Here is a 16,005-nt window from a genome sequence, read left to right as displayed (position 1 = left end):
CGGGATCCGTGCGTCCTCAGCCGAGCATGGCTCGGCTCTACAGGGGATGCTTCAGCGGAAGAGGTGCCCGTACACCGCATGCCCGATCTGGAACAGGCTGATGCCCAGTACCAGCACGCCCACGGCCACCAGCACCCAGCGCTCCTTCACCCGCTTGACCAGGATCGCCGCCACCGGAGCGGCCATCATGCCGCCGATCAGCAGGCCGGCAACGATCTGCAGATGCTGCACGCCCATCGACAACAGGAAGGTCGCTGACACCGTCAACGTGACCACGAACTCGGCTGCGTTGACTGTTCCGATGGTGGTGCGCGCCTGGCCGCCGCGGGCGAGCAGGGTGGACGTCGCGATCGGCCCCCAGCCACCGCCGCCGCTGGCGTCGAGCAGGCCGGCGAAGAAGCCCAGCACCGGCACCCGGCGTATCTCGCCCTTGGGCATCCAGCGCCCAGCGGCGCGGGCCAGGATGAGGATCGCCAGCACCAGCAGGTACAGGTAGATCAGTGGCCGGATGATCTCGCCCGGGACCTGCGTGAGCACGTACGCGCCCAGGGCACCGCCCACTGCGCCGGGCAGGGCCAGGCGCACGAACAGGCGTTTATCGACATTTCCGGCTGCGAGGTGCGACACCCCCGAGGCGCCAGTGGTGAACACTTCAGCGGTGTGGATGCTGGCGCTGACCTGTGCCGGGGGCAGGCCCATGCTGAGCATCACCGACGAGGACACCAGGCCGAACGCCATGCCCAATGCACCGTCCACCAGCTGTGCGCCCAGGCCGATGAGAATGAACCACCAGAATTCGCTGCTCAGCTCCATGTACCGAGCCTACCCCAGCGGGCCGCGCAGGGGCCGTGTAGAGCCGAGCCCTTGCGCGGCTGCCTTTGACGTACCGCAGCCGAGCGTCGGCTCGGCTCTACAGGATGGCTCGGCAGCGTTGGGTTGCCTTGCAATCAACGGGTGCCGTACAGCACCACGGTCTTGCCGCGGGCATGCAGCAGGCCGTCGGTCTGCAGCTTCTTCAACACGCGGCCGGCCATTTCGCGCGAGCAGCCGACCAGTCGCGCCAGTTCCTGTCGCGAGACGCGCAGCTGGCTGCCCTGCGGGTGGCTCATCGCCTCCGGTTCCTGCGCCAGGTCGTGCAGGGTGCGCACGATCCGGTCGGTAACGTCCAGGAATGCCAGGCGGCTGGCCTTGCGGCTGGTGTCGAGCAGGCGCTTGGAAATCTGCTGGCCCAGCGCATACAGCAGGCGCGGGGCATCGGCCGACAGCGGGCCGAGGAACAGCTGATGCAGGCGCTCGTAGCTGATTTCAGCCAGCTCGCAGGCGGTACGGGTCCGCAGGATCACCTCGCGGCGGTCCGATTCGACGAACAGGCCCATCTCGCCGACGAACTCGCCGGCACCGAAGTAGCCCAGCACAAGCTCGCGATCGTCATCTTCCTCGGCCATGATCGAAACCGAGCCGCTGATGACGTAATACAGGGTTCCCGCCGGGTCTCCGGGCCGGAAGACGTCGGTACGGGTGGGATATCGCCGCCTGTGGCTGTGCGCCAGGAAACGATCGATTGTGGCGATATCCAGGGCCAGTGGACTGCTAGCTAGGCGCACGGTTGACACGATAGGAGCGCTCCCTCTGCGCATGAACGGATTCACGGGGTCGATAGCGGAGCTTAACCAGCGCAATTGTTAAGGGCAAACAGTGTGCCAGAACTCTTGCGTCTTCACGTTCCCCCCGGGGGCAGTTTGCCCCATAATTCCCCCTTTCCCTTCTTACACAGGAATCGACCGCCGTGGTCAAGCCGTTGCCTCGCCTGAGGCTGCAGGGTTTCAACAACCTCACCAAGGCGCTGAGCTTCAACATCTATGACGTGTGTTACGCGCGCACCGAAGAGGAGCGTCAGCGTTACATTGAATACATCGATGAAGAGTACAACGCCGACAGGCTGACTCAGATCTTGACCGATGTCGCCGAGATCATCGGCGCCAACATCCTGAACGTGGCCCGCCAGGACTACGATCCGCAGGGTGCCTCGGTGACCATCCTGATCTCCGAAGAACCGGTGATCGACAAGAAGCTGGCCGGCAAGGAGCTGATCTCCGACGCCGTGGTCGCGCACATGGACAAGAGCCACATCACGGTCCATACCTACCCGGAAACCCATCCGCAGGAAGGTATCGCCACGTTCCGCGCGGACATCGACGTGGCCACCTGTGGCGTCATTTCCCCGCTGAAGGCCCTGAACTACCTGATCGAGAGCCTCGAGTCGGACATCGTGATCATGGACTACCGCGTCCGTGGCTTCACCCGCGATGTGAAGGGCAAGAAGCACTTCATCGACCACAAGATCAACTCGATCCAGAACTTCCTGGCCAAGAACATCAAGTCGCGTTACGAGATGTTCGACGTCAACGTCTACCAGGAGAACATCTTCCACACGAAGATGCACCTGAAGGACTTCGACCTGGACCAGTACCTGTTCGAGGAAAAGGCCAAGAACCTGTCGTTCAAGGAACGCATGAAGATCGAAGCGCTGCTCAAGCGCGAGATCGAAGAGCTGTTCCACGGCCGGAACCTGTCCGAGTAAGCCCCATGTGCGATGCCCGCAGGCATCGCCACCCAGGCGGGACGACCCGCCCCGTGGAACCAGTGCCCCGCACACGTTACAGTTCCACGGTGATGTACCGACCCACGGCCCGGTGTGAAAACACCGGGCCGTTTCGTTTTTCTCAAGAAAGGTAAGGAGCCCCCACCCATGCCCTGGATCTACCTGCTGCTGGCCGGCCTGTTCGAGATCGGTTTCGCCCTCGGAATGAAGTACTCCGAAGGCTTCAGCAAACCCCTGCCCACCGTTGCCACGGTGGTATCGGCCCTGATCAGCCTGTACCTGATGAGCCAGGCGATGAAGAGCATCCCGGTCGGCACCGCCTATGCGATCTGGACCGGCATCGGTGCCATGGGCGTGGCTGTGCTCGGCATCCACCTGTTCAATGACAGTGCGTCGCCGGCCCGCCTGGCCTGCGTGGGCCTGATCGTGGCCGGCGTGATCGGCTTGAAGCTGGTGTCGCCCAACTGATGGATGGCCCGACCAACGGTCGGGCCCCACCGTCGCCCCCCGCACCTCCTGATAGGCCCGCACCGTTGGTGCGGGCGACCCTTCAAATGCGGTAGGCGATGGTCTTCATCACCCTGGAGGCCAGCGCCATCACGCCCGGGATCGGGAACGGCAGGCGGCGTGCGCCGGCCTGCTCGGCATGCTCCGCATGGCGGGCTTCGTCTTCCTTCATCACCTGGATGACCGCACGGCTGCGCAGGTCGCCGGCCGGTAGGTCGACCAGGTGCTCGTCCAGATGGGCTTCCACCTGGCGCTCGGTTTCGACCACGAAACCGAGGTTCCAGCCGTCGCCGCGCAGCCCGGCCAGGGTGCCGATGGTGTAGCTGCCGGCGTACCACAACGGGTTGAACAGGCTCGGGCGGCTGCCCAGCTCGCCCAGCCGGGTGGCGCACCACGCCAGGTGGTCGGTCTCTTCCTGGGCCGCTTCCAGCAGGTGTTCACGCGTGGCAGGGTCACGGGCCACGGCGGCTTGGCCGAAATACAGGCCCTGTGCGCAGACTTCGCCGACGTGGTTGATCCGCATCAGCCCGGCCGCGTGGCGGCGTTCAGCGTTGTCCATGCCCGGCTCGCTGGTGTCCGCGGCCGGGTAGGGGCGGGCCGCCGGCGGGTTGCCGAACACCGTGTCCAAGGCGCGCTGCGCTTCGGTCAGCAGGTGGTCCAGCGGTGTGGTCTGGCGGAGCACGGTCATGGCGGCACGCGGTGGGACGGAAGACCCCTCGATTCTCCCCCGGCTCCGGCCCCCTGCCAACCCGGGACATGACCGGCTTGCACCGGGAGCTTGACCCGCGTATAATCCCGCCTCTTACGCTTCACCTTTCACAACGCGTGGCAGAGTTCCGGCGAGCCGTTCGCCGCAATGAGCCCGACCTAACATAGAGTTCTTCATGAGCACTTTCACTGCCAAGAACGAGACCGTCCAGCGCGACTGGTACCTCGTCGACGCCGAGGGCAAGACCCTGGGCCGTCTCGCCACCGAGCTGGCCCGCCGTCTGCGTGGCAAGCACAAGCCGGTCTACACCCCGCACGTTGATACCGGCGACTACCTGGTCGTCATCAATGCAGAAAAGATTGCCGTCACCGGCAAGAAGCTGCAGGACAAGATGTATCACCGTTTCACCGGTTACATCGGCAACCTGAAGACCGAGTCCCTGGCCCAGGCGCTGGAGCGCCACCCGGAGCGCGTGATCGAGATCGCCGTCAAGGGCATGCTGCCGAAGGGCCCGCTGGGTCGCCAGATGTACCGCAAGCTCAAGGTCTACGCCGGCACTGAGCATCCGCACGCCGCACAGCAGCCGCAGGTTCTGGATATCTAATCATGGCTATCACTCAAAACTACGGCACTGGCCGCCGCAAGTCCTCCACCGCTCGCGTGTTCCTGCGCAAGGGTTCGGGCAACATCACCGTCAACGGTCGTCCGCTGGACGAGTTCTTTGGTCGTGAGACCGCGCGCATGATCGTGCGCCAGCCGCTCGAGCTGACCAAGAACACCGAAAGCTTTGACATCCTGGTCACCGCCGCTGGCGGCGGCACCACCGGCCAGGCCGGTGCGATCCGTCTGGGCATCGCCCGTGCTCTGGTCGAGTACGACGAAACCCTGAAGTCCGAGCTGCGCAAGGCTGGCTTCATGACCCGTGACGCCCGTGAAGTCGAGCGTAAGAAGGTTGGTCTGCACAAGGCCCGCCGCGCCACCCAGTTCTCCAAGCGCTGATCTACCGCGCCTGGTTGGGCTCCTTCGGGAGCCCGCTGGATGGGAAAGCAAAAGCCCGGCTTCGGCCGGGCTTTTGTCGTTTCGGGGGGGATGCATTTCCGGGTTGCCGGCCAGCGGCCGGCACTACCCATGGTTTCGCATCTCGGAAGGGGTGGGGTCAGAGCCCTTTCCTTGGGAAAAGGATCCGACCCCGGACCCCTCTCTGGAGGAGAGCCCCCTTGATGTTCAAGGGGGGGCGCGCCGACAGGCGCGGGGATAAGGTGGGGATGCGCGACCAAAACAAAAAAGAAAAAAGCCTGATCTTTCGATCAGGCTTTTTTCTTTTTTGTTTGGCTGCCCCGGATGGATTCGAACCACCGAATGCCTGAGTCAGAGTCAGGTGCCTTACCGCTTGGCGACGGGGCAAAACGTGGAACTATTCTCTCACTTTTCACACTGAAAAACAACTTGATTTTCAATGTGGTGGCTATGGGTGGACTCGAACCACCGACCCCAGCATTATGAGTGCTGTGCTCTAACCGGCTGAGCTACATAGCCTTGGTGAGCCCGCTATTCTGCGGATGTGTATCGGCCCTGTCAACACTTTTGTGCCGTGCTTGTGGGCCGACAGAGGGCATGGGATAGTCCCGACCAGTAGATTTTCTTAGGAGTCCGCATCGTGATCGATCCGGACGGCTATCGACCGAACGTCGGCATCGTGCTGATGCGGCAGGACGGCCAGGTGTTCTGGGCACGACGCGTGCGCCGGGACGGCTGGCAGTTCCCGCAGGGTGGCATGAACACCGACGAGACGCCTGTCGAGGCCATGTATCGTGAACTGCAGGAAGAGACCGGCCTGCTGCCTGAGCACGTGGAAGTGCTCGGGGCGACGCCCGGCTGGCTGCGCTACAAGCTGCCGGCACGGGCCATCCGCCGCAATGAGCGGCAGGTCTGCATCGGGCAGAAGCAGGTCTGGTTCCTGCTGCGCCTGACCGGCGATGAATCGCATGTGCAGCTGGACCATACCGACTCGCCCGAGTTCGACCACTGGCGGTGGGTGGACTTCTGGTACCCGGTGGAGCACGTGGTGATGTTCAAGCGTGGCGTCTATGCGCGCGCGCTGCGACACCTGGCGCCGTTGGCGCGTGGGGTGGCCGGCCAGGGCGTCAGCGCCATGCCCAAGAGTGCCGCCGAGGCCTGGATGCCGGGCCACGCAGCCGGCCACGACAGGCCCCGGAAGCGCACGCCCAAGCGCGGCGGCTACTGGCCGCGCAAGGCCAAGGGGGAGTCCGGGGCGGTTTGAATGGGAGGCCACGCAGGCTGTGGGCCGATCCGTCACAACGCGTCCCCGCCGGCTGTTTCCAGCAGGACCTGGCTGCCCGCCGGGCCGGTCAATCCGACTCTGAACGGTATCGAGAATGGTTCAGTTCTCTGATTGACAACCATTCTCGTTTCCATTGGAATACGCAACAGGCCGCTTCTGGCCTGTCAGCCCGGTCCCCGCCTGTGTACGTCTGCATCTGCAACGGAGTTACCGACCACCAGATCCGCGAAGCCGCCAGCCATGGCGTCAGCACGGTGGCGGAACTGACCATGCGTACCGGTTGCGGTGCCACCTGCGGTTCGTGCCTGGACATGGCCGGCGACCTGCTGGCAAAGGCACGCGCGACGCACGATCTGCCGCTGCCGGTATTGGGCCTCGCCCAGGTCGCCTGATCGTTTCCTCGCGGCCTGTTGACGCCGCGCTTTCGCGTCCTTCACCAGCAACCGCGCAGGCCAATGCGCACGATTCGCGTTCCTTCACCACCGCACGCAAGGCGTTACAGTGCCTGCGTTTTCAGCGTGCAGGAGCATCCCCATGAAGGGCGACACCAAGGTCATCGAATTCCTCAACAAGGTCCTCTACAACGAGCTGACCGCGATCAACCAGTACTTCCTGCACGCCAAGATGCTGAAGAACTGGGGCATCAAGGAACTGGCCGAACACGAGTACAAGGAATCGATCGACGAAATGAAGCATGCCGACATGCTCGCCGACCGCATCCTGTTCCTCGAAGGCCTGCCGAACTTCCAGGCGCTGGGCAAGCTGCGCATCGGCGAGAACCCGACCGAAATCCTGCAGTGCGACCTGTCGCTGGAACGCGATGGCGTGGTCACCCTGCGCGAGGCGGTGGCCTATTCCGATTCGGTCGGCGACTATGTCAGCCGCCAGCTGTTCGTGAAGATCCTCGACTCGGAGGAAGAGCACATCGACTGGCTGGAAACCCAGCTCGACCTTATCGAGCGCATCGGCGAGCCGAAGTACCTGCTGAGCAAGCTGGAAGAGTGAATCAGCGGTCCTGGCCGGCGCGATGCTGTGCCAGGTAGCCCGTCAGTGCAACGCGCGCCCGGGCGAATTCCGCAACCAGCAGCGCCACCGCCACTGCGGGGCGCTGCAGGCTGCCACTACGGGTCTCGTGCTCGATCCGCTGCGCGATCGCCGACAGCGACAACGCCCCCACGTTCGCGCTTGATGATTTCAGGCTGTGCGCGACGGCCTGCATGCGCGGTTCATCGCTGTTCCGCGCGGCCAGCTGCAACTGCTGCACCATCGCCGGCGCATCTTCAAGAAATACCGTGACGATCTGGGTGGCAGCATCGCCGATCACCGCATGCAGTTCATCCAGCACATCGCGGTCGAGCACCGGTTGTGGTGCTGGCGCCACCTGCTTTTCCGGATTCGGTAGAGCCGCGCCATGCTCGGCTGATGGCGTGCGACTGCAATTGGCCGTCAGGCGAGCATCACCCGGCTCCACAGAAGGCCGTGCAGGTGCCGCGGCTTTACCGCCACCCCAGCGCTGCAGCAGCGCATGCAGCGTTGCACGCGCGATCGGCTTGGACAGGTAATCGTCCATGCCGGCCTGCAGGCAGCGCTCGCGGTCGCCGGCCATCGCATTGGCGGTCATCGCGATGATCGGCAGTCGCGCACGCCCGGTTTCCGCTTCTTCGGCGCGCCAGCGGTGCGTGGCGGCGTAGCCGTCCAGCACCGGCATCTGGCAATCCATCAGCACGATGTCCAGCCCGCCTTCGCGAAGGGCGGCCAGGGCCTGTTCGCCATCGGCGGCGTTGCGCACCTCGCACTGGAACACCCGCAGCAGCTGCTCGGCCACCATCCGGTTCACCGTATTGTCCTCCACCACCAGCACGCGCAGATGCAGCGGCGGCAGCGTGGCAGTCGGTTGCTCGTGTTCCGCGCTGGCCAGCAGCGCAGCGGGGCGGGCAGAGGCGACCGGTGCCGCCAGCAGTGCATGCAGGGCGGCGTCGTCGAAGTGGGAGGGCAGCTGGCGCTGGCGGGGGCGTCGCGCAATCGCATCCTCCTGCAGCCACAGTACCTGCAGTGCGTCGTCGTCGCCGCGTTCCCCCAGTGCGAGCTGCAGCGTGGCCTCGCCGTTGCGGCGTGCGCGCGCATCGACCAGCAGCCAGGCGGGTGCCGGTTTTCCGGGCCGCGCCGGAGCGCGCAGGCGCTCGACCACGCTGTCCAGTTGCGCCAGCACCTGCACCTGCAGTCCATGGTGGGCAGCGATGCGCTCGATGCGTGCCTGCAGCGTTGCATCGGCACTGAACAGCAGCAGCGGTGCCGGCGCGCGCGTCATCGCCGGCAGGTCGCCAGGAACCTTCAGCAGCGGGATCTCGAACCAGAACGTAGCACCCTGGCCGGGCGTGGACTGCACACCAATACGCCCGTGCATCAGGTCGATGATGCGCTTGCAGATGGCCAGGCCCAGGCCGGTGCCGCCGTAGATGCGCGTGGTGGATGCGTCGGCCTGGCTGAAAGACTGGAACAGGCGTGCCTGCAGCGCGTCGTCGATGCCGATGCCGGTATCGATGATCTCGAAGCGCAGCTGGTGCTGCGCGGCACCTTCGCCCAGGCGCAGCACACGCAGCTGCACCTGGCCGCGGGCGGTGAACTTGATCGCATTGGCCAGCAGGTTGCTCAGCACCTGGCGCAGGCGCACCGGGTCGCCGCGCACCGGCAGGCGCACCGATGGATCCAGCTGCAGGCCCAGTGCCAGGCCCTTGGCGTCGGCGGCGCGCTGCATCAGCTGCACCACGCCGTCGAGCAGATCGCGGAGGTTGAAGCTGGTGATTTCCAGCTCCAGCGCCTGTGCTTCCAGCCGGGAGTAGTCGAGGATGTCGTCGACGATGCGCAGCAGCTGCTGCGAGCTGGCCGAGGCGGTGGCCAGCATCTGCCGCTGGTCCTCGCCCAGTGGCCCGCGTGCGATCAGCTCCAGCATCGGCAGGATGCCATTGAGCGGGGTGCGGATCTCGTGGCTCATCGTGGCCAGAAACTCGCCCTTGGCAAGCACGGCCGCCTCGGCGGCCTGCTTGGCCTGCAGCAGCTGTTGTTCCAGCTGGCCCTGGCGTTCAGTGGTATGGCGTAGCTGGTCCCGTTCAGCGGCCAGCGCGCCGTGCGTGCGCTGCAGCTGCGCCAGCGCACGGTCGCGCGCACGAAGCCGCAGGCCCAGCACCATCAGCGCGATGGTGGCCGCGGCGAGGGCAACCAGCAGCACGCCCCACAGCGGCACGTCAGAGCACCGCGTTGTGGAAGTCGAAGTTCAGGTCGCTGCCGGCCGACTGCACCATGTTGCCCTGGATGTAGTCGACGCCGCCAACCCACATCGCCGCCGCAGCCTGCGGATCCTCGATCTGCTGGCCGATGATCTGCAGCCCGGCGGCATGGGCCTGATCGATCGCCTTGCGCAGCTCCTCGCGCGTGGCCGGATTGGCGTGGCTGCTGGAAAAGCGCGCAGCCATGCGCACGAACGACAGCGGCAGCTGGTTCAGCAGGGCATCGGCCTCGCCGCTGGGTTCGAACTGGCTCAGGCAGAAGCGCACCCCGGCACTGGCCATGCGCTGGCAGAACTGCTGCAGCGGCACGGTGTGGATCAGTGCGTCCGGCAGGCGCACGTCGATCACCAGTGCACTGCCCGGCAGGTCGCGCTGCTGCAGTGATTCCAGCAGCCAGTCGGCGAAGGCGTCGCGCTGCAGGGTGCGCAGCGACTGCGAGACGAACAGGTTCAGTGGCTGCGTCGCGTGGCGGTACAGGTCCAGCAGCCCCAGCGCGTGGTCCATCACCTGCTGATCGAGATCGGCGATGCGGCCTGCGGCTTCCGCGGCCGGGATTACCTGCCCGGCCGCCAGCACGGTGCCGTCGGCCTGGCGAAGGCGCAACAGTAACTGGTACTGCGCGGTGTTGCCGCCGGCAACAGCGACGATCGGCTGATAGGCCAGTTCCAGCTGTCCTTCCAGCAGCGCCAGGTGTTCCTGTTCGGTGACTGCCTGCCGGTGCACATGGCCGGCCACCCCGGCGCTGAGCAGGCGCGCCTGCAGGGTGGTGCGCTCGACGGCTTCCAACGCACTGTTGGCATCGTCGAAGCCCGGTGACAGCGGTGCGTAGCCAACTACGCCGCGCAGGTGCACGGATTCGTCGTCGCGGATCACGAAGGCACGTGCCGACAGCTGCTCGCGCAGGCTGGCAGCGATGCTGTCAAGGGCGTCCTCGTCGGCGCTGCGGGCCAGCAGCAGGAAGCTGTTGTCGTTCAGGCGTGCCAGCAGGTGCGGATGGCCGGCTTCGGCCAGGCGCTGCCCGGCCTGCACCATCAGCCGTTCAAACGCGGCATAGCCATAGCGTTCGCGCAGGCCCAGCGCGCTGGCCACTTCGATGAAGAACACGCCGCCCTGATCGCGGTGGGCGAGTGCGGTGTTGAGCTGCTGCAGCACGTGGTGGCGCGTCGGCAGGCCGGTTTCCGGATTGCTGGTGGCCGGTGCGCCGGTGGCGCCGGGGAGGGTGGCGGCCTGGGCTCGTGCGCGGCGGATGCGGTTGGCCACCGCTGCGATCAGGTGGCGGGGCCGGATCGGCTTGCTCAGGTAGTCGTCCGCGCCGCTGTCGAGGACTTCGAACTGGCGCTCCGGATCCGGATCACCGCTGAGGAACACGATCGGAAGCAGCTGCAGGCCGGGCTGCTGGCGGATCAGCGCGGTCAGGCGCATGCCGTCCAGGCCGGGCAGATGAAGATCCATCAGGATCAGGTCGGGGCGGTGCTCCTTGATGGCCTGCAGCGCGGCATCGGCATCGTTGTGGACGATCGCCTGCATGCCGGCGCCGTGCAGCACGCTCTGCGCGAACAGGGCCTGCGCGCGATCGTCTTCAACGATCAGCACGCGGTAGGGCGAGTCCGATGGCGACGGGGCCAGATCGTTGTTGCCGGCGTCGGCCAGTGCGACCGGGCCGGGCAGCGGCGGCGGCGCGCTGTTGGCCGGCGTGGACGCATCGGCCGCGACAGGGGATGGGGGCGCCGCCATCGGTGGGTCCACGGCCGGAGGTGCCGTCTCGGGGGCCCAGCGTTGCCAATGGTCGGCCGGAGGGGTTTCAGCGCGTCCCGGGCGGGCGCCCGCGGGGGATTCGTTTGCGGCCATCGGTGCTCCTGGTGTTCGCGTCCATTATGCGACAAGCCCGGCGCTCAGCCGGTACCGGTGTGCCCTGGCGGTGCTGCCGATGCACCGCGCGCCAGCCAGCGCACACCCTTCCACAGGGCGCGCCAGACCAGCCACACCAGCAGCGCACCGGCCAGGCTGCAGGCCAGCACCACGATCAGCGCGATCCACGGGTGTGCCAGGGCGAGGGCCAGGCCACCGATCACGACGGTGTCTTCGGCCGCAGAGGCGACCCAGTTGCTGGCCGGTTCCGGCGAGGTGTTGAGCAGGGCGCGGGTACCGGCCTTCAGGCCATGGCTGGCCAGGGCGACGCCGGCACCGGCGGCGAGCGCACCGGTGCCCAGCTGGCCATCCGGCGACAGCGTGGCCGCCGCAAGGAATGCGCCGGCGGGTACGCGCGCGAGCGTCTGCACCAGGTCCCACACCGAATCCACGCCAGGGATCTTGTCGGCGAAGAACTCGGCCACCGCCAGCGCCGCCGAGGTGCCCAGCACCCACCATGATTCGGTGGCCTGCAGGGCGGGGGGCAGATCGACCCAGCCAAGCAGCCCGGCCAGGCCGACACCGAACACGGTGAGGTAGACGCGGATACCGGCCAGCCAGGCCAGCAGGATGCCGATCACGAACAGGTGGGCTTCGGTCATGGCGATGCTCCGGCGACGGAACTGTGCAGGGGGCCACACTATCGACGATGGCGTGCCTGAACGCCACCGACCGTGGCCGGCCGCTGCGCAGGAAACCCACCCGTCCTGTCATACACTAGCCCGTCGTTTGCCACAGGGGCCGTACCGGTGTCGCCCTTGCGATACCCCGGAAACCACCCATGACCAACCGTCCTCCCATGCGCGTGCAGGTCCGCCTGCCCGGCGCGCCGCAACCGCCTGCCGACCGTCGCCGCCTGCTGGTGATCGGCGGCATCTGGCTGCTCAGCCTGGTGCTGGCGGTGCTTGGCGGCTGCTGGATGGCCACCCCGCGCGATGCCCAGGGCCAGCGCCTGCAGGCCGCCGAAAAGCGTGCCGAGGCGCTGCAGGCGCAGCTGACCGAGCTGCGACAGAAGCAGGCCACGCTGGAAGCCTCCGACCGCATCAGCCGTGCCGCCAATACCGAGGTGCAGTCCTCGTTGGCCGAGCGCGATGAGGAAATCGCCGGGCTGCGCGCCGATGTTGCCTTCTATGAGCGGCTGGTCGGCTCGACCAGCCAGCGCAAGGGCCTGAACACCCATTCGATCGAGTTCAGCCCGGAAGCGGCCGGCACCTGGCAGTACACCGCCGTGCTGACCCAGAACCTCAACCGTGGGGCCATCAGCCAGGGGCAGATGCGCTTCACCGTGGAAGGCGTGAAGAACGGCAAGCTGGCCACGATCAGCTGGGATGATCTGCACCAGCGCAGCAAGGTGCCGGGACAGGACTACTCGTTCCGGTACTTCCAGCAGCTCACCGGCAGCGTGATGCTGCCGGCTGACTTCACCCCGCAACGCGTGCGGGTGACATTGGGGAGTGGTACGGGGGGTACCACCCAGGTATTCGACTGGAAACAGGCCGGTGCGCCGGCCAGCAAAGGGGAGTAGGCAGATGTTCGGAAGCAGCAAATCCAACCGTGAAGGCCAGCTGGTGGTGGATGCCCTGATCGGCAACCAGGTGGTGATCCGCGGTGATGTGGAATTCAGTGGGGGCCTGTATGTGGAAGGCCGCATCCACGGCAAGGTGATCGCCGCCGAAGGCGCCAGTGGTGCGACCCTGACGGTTGCCGAGCACGGCGTGATCGAAGGTGAGATCCGGGCCCAGGTGGTGGTCATCAGTGGCCGCCTGGACGGCGATGTACACGCTACCGAGAAGGTCGAGTTGACCCCGAGCGCACGGGTCAATGGCAACGTCCATTACCAGGTGGTGGAGATGAACGCGGGCGCGCAGCTGAACGGCCGCCTGATCCATGCCAGCGCCCCGATGGCAGCCTTGCCGGCGCCGGAAGGCGAAGACGCCCATGATGGCAAGGGCGATACCGCCGCGCGTCGCAAGCTGGCCGAGGCGATGGCTTGAAAGCCGTCGTCGGCACCCCCATGCTGGCAGCATGAGCACGCTAGTCTCCCTGCCCGGCGCCACCCCGGTTGCCGCGCCCGATTACCAATCGCTGGAGCGCCCGCTGAACTTCACCGAGTCGGCGGCCGCCAAGGTCAAATCCCTGATCCAGGAAGAGGGCAACCCCGACCTGGCCCTGCGTGTGTACATCGAGGGAGGCGGCTGTTCGGGCTTCCAGTACGGGTTCGAGTTCGACGAGAACCGTGCCGAGGATGACCTGGCGGTACAGACCAGCGGTGTGACCCTGCTGGTCGATCCGCTGAGCCTGCAGTACCTGATGGGCGCGGAGGTGGATTACACCGAGAGCCTGACGGGTGCCCAGTTCGTGATCCGCAACCCGAACGCAAAGACCACCTGCGGCTGCGGCAGCAGTTTCAGCATGTAAGCAGGGCGCGGGGCCTGTGTCCCGCGCGACAAGGTGTGTGGAGCAAGCTCCACACCCACAGACGGTTTCCGCAAAGCCTGCGGCTTGCCACCTGCATCGATTGGCGGCACGCTTGGCGGATGCCCAATACTCCTTCGCCGCTTTCCGGTTTTGCCTTCGTTGGCGAACCGTTGGAGCGCGCCGATGCCCTGCGCGAAGATGCCGATGCACTGGCGCGCCTGTGGCCGGGCGCGCGCATCCTCGTCCTCGATCACGATGGCAGCGCCTTCACCGGCGATGACGACCAGCCGCTGGCGCTGACCGGCGCCGACGTCGGCGGTGGCCCGGGCGCCGCAGTTTTCCTGGGGCTTCGCGGTGATCAGGCATGGTTCTCGGTCGAAGCCACCCATGTCACCGTGAGCGCGCCACGCCGACTCGATCTGCGCCAGGCTGCATTGTTGTGGCCGATGGCCGATGCCACCGCTTTCAGCTATGCCCGTGGCATGTCCTACTGGCACTCGCGCACCCGCTTCTGCGGCGTATGCGGCGGCGCGGTGGCGTTTGCCCGTGGCGGCTTCGTCGGCCGTTGTGCGCAGTGTTCCACCGAACACTATCCGCGCGTCGATCCGGCGGTGATCGTCGCCGTGGAAAACCAGGGCCGGCTGCTGCTCGGCCGGCAGTCGAACTGGGCCCCGCGCCGTTACTCGGTGCTGGCCGGCTTCGTCGAACCCGGCGAGACCTTCGAGCAGACCGTGGTGCGCGAAGTCCATGAGGAGAGCAAGGTGCGGGTGACCGCCTGCCAGTACCTCGGTTCGCAGCCGTGGCCGTTCCCCGGCGCGCTGATGGTCGGCTTCCGTGCACAGGCGCATGACGACCTGCCGACCGTGGATGGCGAGCTGGAAGACGCGCGCTGGTTCAGTGCCGACGAGGTCGGCGCCGCGTTGGCGCGCGATGTGGAGGACGACGGCCAGGGCATCCGCCTGTCGCCACCGATCTCGATTTCGCGGGGCCTGATCGAACACTGGTACCGCCAGCAGCGAGGCTGAGCCGGCGTTTCGGCCGGGCCGGTCGTGGCAGCTGTATTGCCGCCACCTGAACACGGCCCGGGTTACAGTCCGGTTCACCCGCGAGGGCACCGCTGCGACAGGTAAGGTAGCGGCGCCGAGCGTTCTGTTTCGTAGGGAGACCTGCCATGTTCACCACTCTGGCCGCCGTGCTGGTGGCGCTGGCCCTGGGCCACGTTGCCCCGGCCGCTGCCGCCTCGATGCGCCGTTTCGACGGCTTCCGGCGCTGGCTGGGCTGGCTGGACGCGCGTGGTGGCAAGGCCTGGCAGGGACCGGCTGGAGTGGCGCTGGCGCTGCTGCCGCCGTTGCTGCTGATGGGGCTGCTGGCGTGGCTGCTGCGCGGAGTGCTGTTCGGCCTGCCGTCGCTGCTGCTGGGTGTGGCCGTGCTGGCCTGGTGCTGGGGGCCGCGCGACCTGGATCGTGATATCGAAGCGATCATTGATGCGGACGACGCCGCGACGCGGCAGGCAGCCGTGCGCAACCTGCAGGCCGCCGGTGGCAGCCTGCGCGAAGACGTGCCGTCGCTGGTCGAGGCGACCGTGCTCAATGCGCTGCGTCGCTGGTTCGCGGTGCTGTTCTGGTTCCTGCTGCTGGGCCCGGCCGGTGCGCTGGGCTACCGCTTGCTGGCGTTGATGGCGGAAAGCCCGATGCGTGCACGCGTGCCGGTGGAGCCGCTGGCGCTGGCGCAGCGCCTGCTGGGCTGGATCGAGTGGCCGGTAGCGCAGCTGATGGCGTTCTCGATGGCGCTGGTCGGCAACTTCGATACGGCGTGGAAGGCCTGGCGCCAGGCCCATGGCGAACGCCTGGCCGGCTCCATCGGGTTCCTGGGCGCGGTGGCGCGGGCCAGCGTCAACGCCGAGCTGCGCGAGGACGCGCACGATTACACCGAGGCGGGGCTGTTGCCGGTGTGGCAGCGGCTGCCGGACCTGCGTGATGCGATGAGCCTGGTGTGGCGGATGCTGCTGCTGTGGCTGGCGATCCTCGCGTTGCTGGTGATTGCAGGCTGGGTGACGTAGTTGTTGTGCAGGGCTTGCAGCCCTGCACCTGCAGAGGCCAACGCCAAAGCCAAAGCGGCTCTGGGTTGCTGAGGGTTGGGCGGGGCGGTGTGGGGCTGCAGGACACGCCGTAAACCCCCAAACCGGCCCAGCCGCTGGCGGCTGTGCGTTCGGGCGCTTGCGAAGCAGTGCTTCGCAAGCAAAGCGCCCTCACCCCTGGGGGCTCGATGGCGCCAT

Annotated in this window: 18 protein-coding genes and 2 tRNA genes; 12 read left to right on the top strand and 8 right to left on the bottom strand. The window is 66.6% G+C overall.

Annotation, left to right across the window (positions count from 1 at the left end; genetic code table 11):
- Nucleotides 1-51 precede the first annotated feature (51 nt).
- Together ACM0PK_RS06045 and crp are read right to left on the bottom strand one after the other, a co-directional pair.
- A complete protein-coding gene (locus ACM0PK_RS06045) occupies nt 52-813 on the bottom strand; it encodes a sulfite exporter TauE/SafE family protein (RefSeq protein WP_134971124.1) in 762 nt (253 codons plus the stop codon).
- 134 nt (nt 814-947) lie between these two features.
- The gene (gene crp, locus ACM0PK_RS06040) at nt 948-1,637 is read right to left on the bottom strand and encodes a cAMP-activated global transcriptional regulator CRP (RefSeq protein ID WP_010482649.1); all 690 of its coding nucleotides are present in this window, start codon (nt 1,635-1,637) and stop codon (nt 948-950) included.
- 149 nt (nt 1,638-1,786) lie between these two features.
- On the opposite strand from crp, the gene speD reads away from it, so the two are divergent.
- Both speD and ACM0PK_RS06030 read left to right on the top strand, forming a co-directional pair.
- A complete protein-coding gene (speD, locus tag ACM0PK_RS06035; RefSeq protein ID WP_005411315.1) occupies nt 1,787-2,581 on the top strand; it encodes an adenosylmethionine decarboxylase in 795 nt (264 codons plus the stop codon).
- Nucleotides 2,582-2,749: 168 nt separating this feature from the next.
- Complete coding sequence (locus ACM0PK_RS06030) at nt 2,750-3,070, top strand: DMT family transporter (protein WP_134971126.1); 321 nt, start codon at nt 2,750-2,752, stop codon at nt 3,068-3,070.
- 82 nt (nt 3,071-3,152) lie between these two features.
- On the opposite strand, the gene coq7 is transcribed toward ACM0PK_RS06030, so the two are convergent.
- Nucleotides 3,153-3,797, bottom strand: a complete 645-nt coding sequence (coq7, locus tag ACM0PK_RS06025; protein ID WP_072168912.1) for a 2-polyprenyl-3-methyl-6-methoxy-1,4-benzoquinone monooxygenase — start codon at nt 3,795-3,797, stop codon at nt 3,153-3,155.
- A gap of 196 nt (nt 3,798-3,993) precedes the next feature.
- Here coq7 and rplM point away from each other — a divergent pair, with 196 nt between their 5' ends.
- A complete protein-coding gene (gene rplM / locus ACM0PK_RS06020; RefSeq protein WP_005414692.1) occupies nt 3,994-4,422 on the top strand; it encodes a 50S ribosomal protein L13 in 429 nt (142 codons plus the stop codon).
- Nucleotides 4,423-4,424: 2 nt separating this feature from the next.
- Nucleotides 4,425-4,817 carry a 30S ribosomal protein S9 gene (gene rpsI / locus ACM0PK_RS06015; RefSeq protein ID WP_005411311.1) on the top strand — a complete coding sequence of 131 codons (393 nt, stop codon included), beginning with the start codon at nt 4,425-4,427 and terminating at the stop codon, nt 4,815-4,817.
- A 330-nt stretch (nt 4,818-5,147) separates the two neighbouring features.
- Here rpsI and ACM0PK_RS06010 read toward each other — a convergent pair.
- A tRNA-Gln gene (locus tag ACM0PK_RS06010) sits at nt 5,148-5,222 on the bottom strand.
- Nucleotides 5,223-5,277: 55 nt separating this feature from the next.
- A tRNA-Met gene (locus ACM0PK_RS06005) sits at nt 5,278-5,354 on the bottom strand.
- Nucleotides 5,355-5,475: 121 nt separating this feature from the next.
- Here ACM0PK_RS06005 and ACM0PK_RS06000 point away from each other — a divergent pair.
- The 3 genes from ACM0PK_RS06000 to bfr all read left to right on the top strand — a co-directional run bounded on the left by ACM0PK_RS06000 (nt 5,476) and on the right by bfr (nt 7,125).
- Nucleotides 5,476-6,099: an RNA pyrophosphohydrolase gene (locus ACM0PK_RS06000; protein ID WP_005419809.1), complete on the top strand. Its 624-nt coding sequence runs from the start codon at nt 5,476-5,478 to the stop codon at nt 6,097-6,099.
- A 203-nt stretch (nt 6,100-6,302) separates the two neighbouring features.
- Nucleotides 6,303-6,512, top strand: a complete 210-nt coding sequence (locus ACM0PK_RS05995) for a (2Fe-2S)-binding protein (protein WP_005411309.1) — start codon at nt 6,303-6,305, stop codon at nt 6,510-6,512.
- Nucleotides 6,513-6,654: 142 nt separating this feature from the next.
- Complete coding sequence (gene bfr / locus ACM0PK_RS05990; protein ID WP_005419804.1) at nt 6,655-7,125, top strand: bacterioferritin; 471 nt, start codon at nt 6,655-6,657, stop codon at nt 7,123-7,125.
- Between the two features lies 1 nt (nt 7,126).
- Here the strand turns inward: bfr and ACM0PK_RS05985 are convergent, their stop codons facing one another.
- From ACM0PK_RS05985 to ACM0PK_RS05975, 3 genes are read right to left on the bottom strand one after another with little or no spacing between them, the layout of a single operon-like run.
- Nucleotides 7,127-9,361, bottom strand: coding sequence for an ATP-binding protein (locus ACM0PK_RS05985; protein WP_134971130.1), 2,235 nt, complete (start codon nt 9,359-9,361; stop codon nt 7,127-7,129).
- Between the two features lies 1 nt (nt 9,362).
- On the bottom strand, nt 9,363-11,252 hold the full coding sequence (locus ACM0PK_RS05980; RefSeq protein WP_111201849.1) for an EAL domain-containing protein: 1,890 nt from the start codon (nt 11,250-11,252) through the stop codon (nt 9,363-9,365).
- Nucleotides 11,253-11,296: 44 nt separating this feature from the next.
- Nucleotides 11,297-11,914, bottom strand: a complete 618-nt coding sequence (locus ACM0PK_RS05975; RefSeq protein WP_005419792.1) for a DUF4126 domain-containing protein — start codon at nt 11,912-11,914, stop codon at nt 11,297-11,299.
- Between the two features lie 179 nt (nt 11,915-12,093).
- Between ACM0PK_RS05975 and ACM0PK_RS05970 the strand changes: the two genes are divergently transcribed.
- The 5 genes from ACM0PK_RS05970 (at nt 12,094) to ampE (ending at nt 15,789) form a co-directional block, all read left to right on the top strand.
- Nucleotides 12,094-12,837 carry a DUF6776 family protein gene (locus ACM0PK_RS05970; RefSeq protein ID WP_005419791.1) on the top strand — a complete coding sequence of 248 codons (744 nt, stop codon included), beginning with the start codon at nt 12,094-12,096 and terminating at the stop codon, nt 12,835-12,837.
- Between the two features lie 4 nt (nt 12,838-12,841).
- Nucleotides 12,842-13,306 carry a bactofilin family protein gene (locus tag ACM0PK_RS05965; protein ID WP_053497672.1) on the top strand — a complete coding sequence of 155 codons (465 nt, stop codon included), beginning with the start codon at nt 12,842-12,844 and terminating at the stop codon, nt 13,304-13,306.
- Between the two features lie 31 nt (nt 13,307-13,337).
- Entirely contained in the window at nt 13,338-13,730 is a 393-nt protein-coding gene (gene erpA, locus ACM0PK_RS05960) for an iron-sulfur cluster insertion protein ErpA (RefSeq protein WP_005419789.1), read from the top strand.
- 119 nt (nt 13,731-13,849) lie between these two features.
- Nucleotides 13,850-14,755, top strand: coding sequence for an NAD(+) diphosphatase (gene nudC, locus ACM0PK_RS05955; protein ID WP_111201850.1), 906 nt, complete (start codon nt 13,850-13,852; stop codon nt 14,753-14,755).
- A 146-nt stretch (nt 14,756-14,901) separates the two neighbouring features.
- Nucleotides 14,902-15,789 (top strand): regulatory signaling modulator protein AmpE, encoded by an 888-nt coding sequence (gene ampE / locus ACM0PK_RS05950; protein ID WP_005419787.1) that lies wholly within the window; start codon nt 14,902-14,904, stop codon nt 15,787-15,789.
- Nucleotides 15,790-16,005 lie beyond the last annotated feature (216 nt).

It is taken from the genome of Stenotrophomonas sp. FR010, from assembly GCF_047520755.2.
GTDB lineage: Bacteria > Pseudomonadota > Gammaproteobacteria > Xanthomonadales > Xanthomonadaceae > Stenotrophomonas > Stenotrophomonas sepilia.
The sequence above is the reverse complement of the archived record's forward strand: the minus strand, read 5'-3'. Positions and strand labels throughout refer to the sequence as shown.

Coding starts and splice junctions, on each gene's coding strand:
- ACM0PK_RS06045 (WP_134971124.1), bottom strand. CDS start 813: ATGGAGCTGAGCAGCGAATTCTGGTGGTTCATTCTCATCGGCCTGGGC.
- crp (WP_010482649.1), bottom strand. CDS start 1,637: ATGCGCAGAGGGAGCGCTCCTATCGTGTCAACCGTGCGCCTAGCTAGC.
- ACM0PK_RS06030 (WP_134971126.1), top strand. CDS start 2,750: ATGCCCTGGATCTACCTGCTGCTGGCCGGCCTGTTCGAGATCGGTTTC.
- coq7 (WP_072168912.1), bottom strand. CDS start 3,797: ATGACCGTGCTCCGCCAGACCACACCGCTGGACCACCTGCTGACCGAA.
- rplM (WP_005414692.1), top strand. CDS start 3,994: ATGAGCACTTTCACTGCCAAGAACGAGACCGTCCAGCGCGACTGGTAC.
- rpsI (WP_005411311.1), top strand. CDS start 4,425: ATGGCTATCACTCAAAACTACGGCACTGGCCGCCGCAAGTCCTCCACC.
- bfr (WP_005419804.1), top strand. CDS start 6,655: ATGAAGGGCGACACCAAGGTCATCGAATTCCTCAACAAGGTCCTCTAC.
- ACM0PK_RS05980 (WP_111201849.1), bottom strand. CDS start 11,252: ATGGCCGCAAACGAATCCCCCGCGGGCGCCCGCCCGGGACGCGCTGAA.
- ACM0PK_RS05975 (WP_005419792.1), bottom strand. CDS start 11,914: ATGACCGAAGCCCACCTGTTCGTGATCGGCATCCTGCTGGCCTGGCTG.
- ACM0PK_RS05970 (WP_005419791.1), top strand. CDS start 12,094: ATGACCAACCGTCCTCCCATGCGCGTGCAGGTCCGCCTGCCCGGCGCG.
- ACM0PK_RS05965 (WP_053497672.1), top strand. CDS start 12,842: ATGTTCGGAAGCAGCAAATCCAACCGTGAAGGCCAGCTGGTGGTGGAT.
- erpA (WP_005419789.1), top strand. CDS start 13,338: ATGAGCACGCTAGTCTCCCTGCCCGGCGCCACCCCGGTTGCCGCGCCC.
- nudC (WP_111201850.1), top strand. CDS start 13,850: ATGCCCAATACTCCTTCGCCGCTTTCCGGTTTTGCCTTCGTTGGCGAA.
- ampE (WP_005419787.1), top strand. CDS start 14,902: ATGTTCACCACTCTGGCCGCCGTGCTGGTGGCGCTGGCCCTGGGCCAC.